The organism is Streptosporangium jomthongense, from assembly GCF_042650425.1.
Taxonomy (GTDB): Bacteria; Actinomycetota; Actinomycetes; order Streptosporangiales; family Streptosporangiaceae; genus Streptosporangium.
In genome coordinates, this window is record NZ_JBHSBC010000033.1 from 19,316 (window position 1) to 28,621 (window position 9,306).

The 9,306-nt window shown below is 71.5% G+C and carries 2 protein-coding genes; both read right to left on the reverse strand.

The features are described from left to right. On the reverse strand, positions 1 to 1,026 hold the full coding sequence (locus ACFOYY_RS29900) for a hypothetical protein (RefSeq protein ID WP_386194159.1): 1,026 nt from the start codon (positions 1,024 to 1,026) through the stop codon (positions 1 to 3). A 27-nt stretch (positions 1,027 to 1,053) separates the two neighbouring features. Beyond that, a complete protein-coding gene (locus ACFOYY_RS29905) occupies positions 1,054 to 9,297 on the reverse strand; it encodes an amino acid adenylation domain-containing protein (protein WP_386194165.1) in 8,244 nt (2,747 codons plus the stop codon). Between the last annotated feature and the right edge of the window lie 9 nt (positions 9,298 to 9,306).

The window sequence follows — 9,306 nt, forward strand, 5'->3', positions numbered from 1 at the left end:
TCACACCACGTCGAGGACGTAGAGCCAGGAGTGCGGGGTGGCGAACGGCTCGACCCTGGCGATGCGCAGGCCCGCGTCGGTGAAGAGCCGGTCGTAGGTGGACCTGGTGTGCAGGGGGATGCCCATCATGGCGTGGGCCAGCTCGAACCCGACCGAGAAGATCGGCTGCATGCTCTCGTGGTCGATCCGGTCGCGGAGCATGGTGTCGCCCAGGATGAATCTGCGCGCGTTGGGGAAGGCCTCCCGCATCCGCGGCATGATGTCGGCGCGGGTCTTCGGGTCGGCGAGCAGGTCGTGCAGGAGGAAGAAGCTCATCACCGTGTCCACCTCGCCGGTGATCTCCAGCTGCCGCTGCCTGTCGAGGACGTCGAGCACGTCGGCCTGGACGGCCTGGACCCGGTTCTGCAGGCCGGCGGCGGCGATGTCGCGCCTGGCCATGAGGGTCGCGGGCTCGCTGATGTCGATGCCCATGCCGCGGGTTCCGGGCCGCTGGGCCACGACCCGGCTGACCCGGGCGCTGTTGCCGCTGCCGAGGTCGGCGATGGTGCCGAACTCGACGTCGTCGAGCACCTCGTCCAGCAGCGCGGCGAACATGGCCTGGTCGCACTGGGCGGAGCCGAGAGCGACCATCGACTCCTCGCGGTGGATGTCGCTGGGGTCGTAGTGGCGTAAGCCCCCGGTGAGCTGCCCGGCGTTGGCGAACACCTCGTTGTAGCCGCCGACCGCCCAGGTGAAGTAGCCGCGCGAGCGGGCGATCTCCTGGCCGGCTTCGGTGGGGATGTAGACGTCGTCGTCGGCCTTGAGGTAGCCGCAGCAGGTCGCGGCGCGCAGGAGGGCCACCGCCCGCCCGTTGTCCGCGTAGTCCTCGGTGTAGAGCCTGTCGCCCCTGCCGATCCGCTCCATCAGGCCGAGGCGGTCCAGGGCGAAGACCACGTTCGCGGCGATGTATCCGTTGTAGGCGTCGGCGGGGGCGATCGGGGTGGACGCCTGGCCGTGCCACTGCTCGGGAATGTCGTACTTGTTCATGATTTTTCGTCCAATCTCAGGAGGGGTTCAGAGGTTCGAGTCGAGCACGGGACCGATGACCGACAGCGCGTCCGCGCCGGTCATCTCGCCGTGTGTGACGGGGACGGGGTGGATGTCGAGGCGGCCGGTCACGTGCGGGTGCCAGGCCGCCGGGTCGGGGGCGTCGCCGGGACGGTCCGCGGCGGCGAGGAAGAAGAGCACGTCGCCGTCGTAGGCCCGTCTCGGCCTGTCCGCGGCGAGCGCCAGGTTGGCCAGGAACACCCCGATGACGCGGGCGACGGCCTCACCGCTCAGCCCGGACAGCGGTCCCTGACCGTGCGCGACGAGCGCGGCGTGCTCCTGCGGGGTCTCCGGCCAGGCGGGGATCTCTCCCACGGGCTGCCCGAGGGAGGTGAGGATGGCGGCGAGCAGGGCGGGGTCCCGGTCGGCGGGACGTTCGTCGAGCTCCGGATAGCCGTCCAGGATCGCGAGCAGTTCGACCCGCTCACCCATGGCCTGGAGCTCGGCGGCGACCGCGTGCGCGACCACCCCGCCGAAGGACCAGCCGAGCAGGGCGTAGGGACCCTCCGGCTGAACCTCCCTGATCTGCTCGACGTAGGTCAGGGCCAGCTTCTCCACGCTGGCCGGGTGCAGGGACAGGTCGCCCAGGCCGGGCGCCTGGAGACCGTAGATCGGGCGGTCCGCGTCGATGTGCCCCAGCAGGCCGGTGTAGACCCAGCTGATGCCCGCCGCCGGATGCACGCAGAACAGCGGGTTGCGCGTCCCGCGTGCCCTGATCGGCAGCAGCACGGGGAAGGCCTCCCGGTTCGGCGAACCGCCGAGCGCGGCCAGTTCGGCGACGGTCGGCGCCTGGAACAGGTCGCGGACGCCCACGTCGAGCCCCGCCCTGAGCCGGACCTCCGCCACCAGTCTGGCCGCGAGCAGCGAGTGCCCGCCCAGGTCGAAGAAGTTGTCGTCGACGCCCACCCTGTCCAGGCCGAGGACGTCGGCGAACAGCTCGCAGAGCACCTCCTCCCGCGCGTCGCGGGGTCCTCGACCGTCCTGGGCGGCGGCGTACTCGGGGGCGGGCAGCGCCCGGTGGTCGAGTTTGCCGTTCGGGGTCAGCGGCAGCGCGTCGACGACGACCAGCGCGGCGGGCACCATGTGCTCGGGCAGCGTCGCGGCCAGTACGGCCCGCAGCGCGGCCACGTCGATCCCGGCCCCGATCCCGGCACCGCCTCTGGGGACGACGTAACCGACGAGCCGGTCGTCCCGGACGACGACCGCGCTGTGCGCGACACCCGGCTGGGCGCCGAGGACCGCGTTGACCTCGCCGAGCTCGATGCGGAAGCCCCGGATCTTGACCTGGTCGTCGATCCTGCCGAGGTACTCCAGCTCCCCGTCGCGGGTCCGGCGGGCCAGGTCCCCGGTGCGGTACATCCGGGTGCCGGGCGGGCCGTAGGGGTCGGCCACGAACCGTTCCGCGGTCAGCGCGGGCCGGTCGTGGTAGCCCCGGGCCAGGCCCTCCCCGGCGACGAACAGCTCCCCGGCGACCCCCACCGGGGCGGGCCGCAGCGCGGAGTCCAGAACGTAGGCGCGCAGGCTGGGGATGGCGGTCCCGATGAGCGAGCGGCTCTGCCCTTCCGCGGTCGCGGCGTCCAGGGCCCGGTAGGAGACGTGCACCGTGGTCTCGGTGATGCCGTACATGTTGACCAGGACCGGCGCGTCGTCGGGGTGCCTGCCGTACCAGTCGGCGAGCCTGCTCAGGTCGAGTGCCTCACCGCCGAAGACGACGCTGCGCAGCGCCAGCTTCGAACCGGTCTCCTGGTCCTCCGCCTCGGCCTGGACGAGCTGGTAGAAGGCCGAGGGGGTCTGGTTGAGCACGGTGACCCGCTCCCTGGCCAGCAGGCCGAGGAACTCCCTCGGCGAGCGGCTGACCTCGAAGGGCACGACCACCAGGCGTCCGCCGTACAGCAGGGGGCCCCACAGCTCCCAGACGGAGAAGTCGAAGGCGCAGGAGTGGAACAGGGTCCACACGTCGTCGGGACCGAAGGAGAAGTGACGTTCGGTCGCGGCCATCAGCTGGACCACGTTGCCGTGCGGGACGACCACGCCCTTGGGCCTGCCGGTCGAGCCGGAGGTGTAGATGACGTAGGCGGGGTTCTCCGGCGCCGGGCCGGTCACCGGGCCGGTCACCGTGTGGCCGCCGAGGTCCAGCTCGTCCAGCAGCACGTACGGCAGCGCGGTCGCGGGCAGCCCGGCCACGGTCGGGGCCGTGCTGACCAGCAGGACCGGGGCCGCGTCGTCGAGGGTGTAGGCGATGCGGTCGGCCGGGTAGCCGGGGTCGATCGGCACGTAGGCGCCACCCGCCTTGATGACCGCGACGATCGCCACGACCAGGTCCGCGGAACGTGGCAGCGCCAGGGCGACCAGGCCCTCAGGACCGACCCCGCGTTCGACCAGCAGGTTCGCCAGCCGGTTGGCCCTGGCGTCCAGCTCCGCGTAGGTCAGCTCCTCCTCACCGAAGGTCAGCGCGACCCGTTCCGGGGTGCGGGCCGCCTGCGCCTCGAAGAGGTCCTTCAGCGTGCCCGGCGCCGGGGTGAACTCCGTACCGCGCAGCAGGCGCTCACGTTCGGCGGGGGTCAGCACGTCCACCTGACCGGCCCGCAGGCCGGGATCGGCCGCCACCGCTTCGAGCACCCGGACGAACCGTCCCGCGATCTCCTCGGCCGTGATCCGGTCGAACAGGTCGGTCGCGTATTCGAGCACCCCGGTCAGGCCGTCTCCGGTGCGTGTCTCGCACAGGCCGAAGGACAGGTCGAACTTGGCGACGTCGGTCTCGAGCTCCATGACCTCCGCACGCAGGCCGGGCAGCTCAGGAGCCTCTCCCGTGGTGTCGTGCAGCGTCAGCATCACCTGGAAGAGCGGATGCCTGGCCATCGAACGGGCCGGGTTGAGCGCCTCGACCAGCCGCTCGAACGGCACGTCCTGGTGACCGTAGGCGTCCAGGCCCAGCGTCCGCACCCGGCCGAGCAGCTCGGTGAAGGTGGGGTCGCCCGACAGGTCGGTCCGCAGGACGAGCGTGTTGACGAAGAAGCCGACCAGGTCGTCCAGCGCGTCGTCGGTGCGCCCGGCGATCACGGTGCCGACCGGCAGGTCGGTGCCCGCGCCGAGCCCGCCGAGCAGTACGGCCAGCGCCGCCTGGACCACCATGAACAGGCTGGCGTTCTCCCTCCTGGCCAGGGCGGTGAGAGCGGCGTGCGTCTCCGGACCGATCCGCAGCTCGACCGAGTCGCCCCGGTTCGTCGGGATCGTCGGCCGGGGCCGGTCGTACGGCAGCGCCAGCTCCTCGGGCGCCCCCTCCAGCGTCCGCCGCCAGTGGGCGAGCTGCTCGTCCTGGACGGTTTCGAGGAGGTCGCGCTGCCAGAGGGCGTAGTCGGCGTACTGCACCGGCAACGGCGCCCAGCCGGGTGCCTCCCCGGCCAGCCGCGCCGCGTAGGCCTCTCCCAGGTCGCGCAGCAGCGCCCCGATGGACCAGCCGTCCCCGGCGATGTGGTGCATGACCAGCGCGAGCACGTGCTCTCCACGACCCATGACGAACAGCGAGGCCCGCAGCGGAGGCTCGACCGCCAGGTCGAAGACGTGCCCCTGGGCCAGACCGAGGCACTCACGCAGGTGCCGTTCGTCCCTGACGTCCCGCACGTGCAACTCGGGACGCACCCCGGCCAGCACCTCCTGGTACGGCAGGCCGCCCTCGACCGGGAACACCGTGCGCAGCACCTCGTGCCGTTCCACCACGTCGCCGAGCGCCTCCCGCAGGGCGGCCAGGTCGAGCGGGCCGGAAAGGCGCAGTGCCAGCGGCGAGTTGTAGAGGCCACCGGTGCCCTTCATCTGCTCGATGAACCACAGCCGCGACTGGGCGGGGGAAAGCGGCACCCGTTCCGGACGGACGACCGGCAGCAGCAGCGGGCGGACGTCGTCCCGTCCCGCCTGCTCCAGGTGACGGCTGAGCCCGGCGACGTCGGGGTGCTGGAAGAGGGTCCTGACGGACACCTCGACGCCCAGGGCCGTGCGGATGCGGCTGACGAGCCTGGTGGCGAGCAGCGAGTGTCCGCCCAGGTCGAAGAAGCCGTCGTCGACGCCCACCCGCTCCACGCCGAGGACCTCGGCGAACAGGCCGCACAGGATCTCCTCCCGTGGGGTGCGCGGTCCCCGTCCCTCTCCGGCCGTGCCGAAGTCCGGCTCAGGCAGCGCGCGCCGGTCGACCTTGCCGTTGGCCGTGACCGGCAGCGCGTCCAGCACCATGACCGCGGCGGGCACCATGTAGTCCGGCAGCCTGCCGGCGGCGTAGGCGCGCACCTGCTCGGGATCGCCCTCCCCGGTGACGTAGGCGACCAGCCGGTTGTCCCTGGCCACCACCAGGGCGCGCCGTACCGAGGAGTGAGCGGCCAGGACCGCCTCGACCTCGGCGAGCTCGACCCGGAAGCCACGGATCTTCACCTGGTCGTCGACACGGCCGACGAACTCCAGTTCGCCGGAGGCGTTCCAGCGGACCAGGTCCCCGGTGCGGTACATCCGCTCGCCGGGCGGGCCGTACGGGCAGGCGACGAACCGCTCTGCGGTGAGGCCGGGCTTGCCGACGTAGCCCCGGGACAGGCCGGTACCCGCGATGTACAGCTCACCCGCGACCCCTTCCGGGGTCGGTCGCAGCCCGGCGTCCAGGACGTAGACCCTGGTGTTGCGCATCGGACGGCCGATGGGGACCGTCGCGGGGACACCGGTCTCGGCGGTCATGACGTGGCAGGTCTTGATGGCCGTGGTCTCCGTCGGGGCATAAACCGCGACAACCGTTATTTCAGGACATGTCGCCATCAGGTCGCGGACGGCGGCGGGCGAGACCACGTCCCCGCCCGTCCACACCTGCCGCACCTCGCGGAAGCTCTCCGGCGACTCCGCGGCCAGCACACTGAGCAGCCCCGAGGGGGCCTGGACCAGCGTCACCCGGTGCTCGGCGACGGTCCTGGCCAGGGTGTGCGCGTCCAGCGCGCCCGGCGGGGCCAGCACGATCCGGCCTCCCGTCACCAGCGGAACCCAGACCTCCGTCGTCGAGGCGTCGAACGCGGTCGGCGAGTGCAGCAGCGTCCGCTCGTGCGCGCCGGTCAGGAACTGCGGGTTGGCCAGCAGGTCGACGACGTTGCGGTGGGTGACCCCGACCCCCTTGGGCAGGCCGGTCGAACCCGAGGTGTGCATCACGTAGAGAAGCCGGTCGGGGTGGATCCTCAACCCGGGGTTCTCCGCCACGGCTCCGGAGCCGGTGATCTCCAGGACGCTCCTGAGCGGGTCCTGCGCGATCGGGTGCCCGGTGTGCTCGGTGTCGACCAGGACGAAACGGGCGTCCGTCGCGTCCAGCACGTGCCGCAGCCGGGGCAGCGGATAACGCGGGTCGAGCGGCGCGTAGGTGCCGCCCGCCTTCGCCACGGCCAGGATCGCGGCGACCAGCTCGACGCTCCGCTCCATCAGCACCGCGACCGGCTCCTCGGGAACCAGCCCCCGGTCGAGCAGGGTGCGCGCGATGTGGTTGGCGCGGGCGTTGAGCTCGGCGTAGGTGACACCGGTCTCGCCGAGGACCACGGCGACCGTGCCGGGGTGGGCGGCGGCCTCGGCCTCGAACAGCTCGTGGACGCAACGGCCGAAGTCGGTCTCCACGGCGGTGTCGTTCCGGGTGACCAGCAGCAGTTCCCGCTCCTGGTCGGAGAGCACGTCGACGGCGCCGACCATCAGCTCGGGGTCGTCGGCCACCGCCCGCAGCACCCGGACCAGCCGCTCGGCCAGAGCCGTCGCGGTGCCGTGGTCGAACAGGTCGCAGGCGTACCCGATCGCACCGGTCAGGCCGTCAGGGGTCTCGGTGAAGGTGACATTGAGGTCGAACTGGGCGTGCGCCTCACCGACCGGCTCCATGGTCCCGCGCAGCCCGGCGAAGTCCAGCTCGGCGCGGGTCTGGTTGTCGAAGGTGACGACGGTCTGGAAGAGCGGGTGTCTGGCGGGCGTACGGGGCGGGTTGAGGTGCTCGACGAGCCGTTCGAAGGGCACGTCCTGGTGGGTGTAGGCGTCCAGGTTGGTCGTACGGACCCGGTCGAGCAGTTCGGTGAAGGTCGGGTTTCCCGACAGGTCGGTCCGCAGGACGAGGGTGTTGACGAAGAAGCCGACCAGGTCGTCGAGTGCCTCGTCGGTGCGTCCGGCCGTGGGGGTGCCGAGCGGGATGTCGGTTCCGGCTCCGAGGCGGCTGTAGAGGGTCGCGACGGCGGCCTGCAACAGCATGAACAGGCTGACCTGCCGCTCGGCCGCCACCCGGACCAGCCGCCCGTGCAGTTCCGCGTCCACCCTGAACTCGGCGAGGTCGCCCCGGTGGCTGGGGACAGCGGGCCTGGCCCGGTCGTACGGCAGCGCCAGCTCCTCGGGCATCCCCTCCAGTGCGTTGCGCCAGTGGGCGAGTTGTTCGTCCTGGAGGGTGTCGAGGAGGTCGCGCTGCCAGAGGGCGTAGTCGGCGTACTGCACCGGCAGCGGCGCCCAGTCAGGGGTGTCCCCGGCCAGTCGTGCCTGGTAGGCGGCGGCCAGGTCGTCGAACAGTGGCCTCAGTGACCAGCCGTCCCCGGCGATGTGGTGCAGCAGCAGGACCAGCACGTGCTCGTCCGCGCCGTGCGACAGCAACCAGGCCCGCAGTGGCGGCTCAGCCGCCAGGTCGAAGGCGCGGCCGACGACCTCGGAAAGCTCACCCGTCAGGTGCAGCACCGGCCGGACGTCCTCAAGCACCTTCTGGTACGGCACGCCGTCCACCGACGGGAAGACCGTCCGCAACGCCTCGTGCCGGTCGGCCAGGTCCCCGAGGGCCTCCTCCAGCGCCCGGGTGTCGACGGAACCGTGGAGCCGTACGGCGAAGGGCGTGTTGTAGAGGGCGCTGGGTCCTTCGAGTTGTTCGATGAACCACAGGCGTTGCTGGGCGAAGGACAGCGGGACGTGCTGGGGCCGGGTCATGGCGGTCAGGGCAGGCCGTACGGCACCGGCCTGCTCGGTGGCCAGGTACCGCTCCAGGCGGGCAACGTCCGGGTTCTGGAAGAGCGCTCTGATCGGCAGCTCGACTCCGAGGACGGTGCGGATCCGGCTGACCAGCTTGGTCGCGAGCAGCGAGTGCCCACCCAGATCGAAGAAGCCGTCATCCAGGCTGACCCGTTCGACCCCGAGGACCTCGGCGAACAGGCCGCAGAGGATCTCCTCCCGCGGCGTACGCGGCTCACGCCCCTCGGTGACGCAGATCTCGGGCTCGGGCAGGGCGCGGCGGTCGATCTTGCCGTTGGCCGTGACCGGCAGGGCCCCAAGCGTCACGACCACCGGCACCATGTACCCCGGCAACCGGGCACCCACATACTCACGCACCTGCTCGGAAGTGGCCTCCCCGGTGACGTAGGCCACCAGCCGCTTGTCGCCCGGACGATCCTCCCGGACCACCACCACGACCTGACCAACCGAGGAAAGCCCCCCGACCACCGCCTCGACCTCACCCGGCTCGATCCGGAAACCACGGATCTTCACCTGGTCGTCACTACGACCGACGAACTCGATCTCCCCCGAGGCGTTCCACCGCACCAGATCCCCGGTGCGGTACATCCGCCCGCCGTACGGGCAGGCCACGAACCGCTCAGCCGTCAGACCGGGCCTGCCGGCATACCCACGGGCCAGGCCCGAACCGGCGATGTACAGCTCGCCCGCGACCCCGTCCGGGACCGGCCGCAGGGCCTCGTCCAGCACGTAGAGGCGCATGTTGTCCAGCGGACGGCCGATGGGCACCGAAGCCTGGGGGGCCGAGGACTCGTCCATGCGATGGCAGGTGGCGAAGGTCGTGGTCTCGGTCGGGCCGTACCCGTCGACCACCGTCAACCCGGGACAACTCTCCAGCACCCGCCGAACCGAGGCCGCAGAGACCACGTCACCCCCGGTCCACACCTGCCGAACCGCCGCGAAACACTCCGGCGCCTCCTGCGCCACCAGGTTGAACAACCCCGCCGTCAACCACAGCGCGTCCACCCCACCACCGGACAACAACCGGACGAAATCAGCCGTGGCGAGCTGCCCCGACGGCGCCACGACCACCCGGCCACCCGACAGCAACGGCACCCACAACTCGTAGGTCGAGGCGTCGAACGCGGTCGGCGAGTGCAGCAGCACACTCCTGGAGGTGATCCCGTCGAAGCAGCGGCTGTGGGCCAGGTCGATCACGTTCTGGTGGGTGATCGTGATGCCCTTGGG

Excerpts from the sequence above, each read along its gene's own strand:
- ACFOYY_RS29900 (WP_386194159.1), bottom strand. The coding sequence starts at position 1,026 with ATGAACAAGTACGACATTCCCGAGCAGTGGCACGGCCAGGCGTCCACC.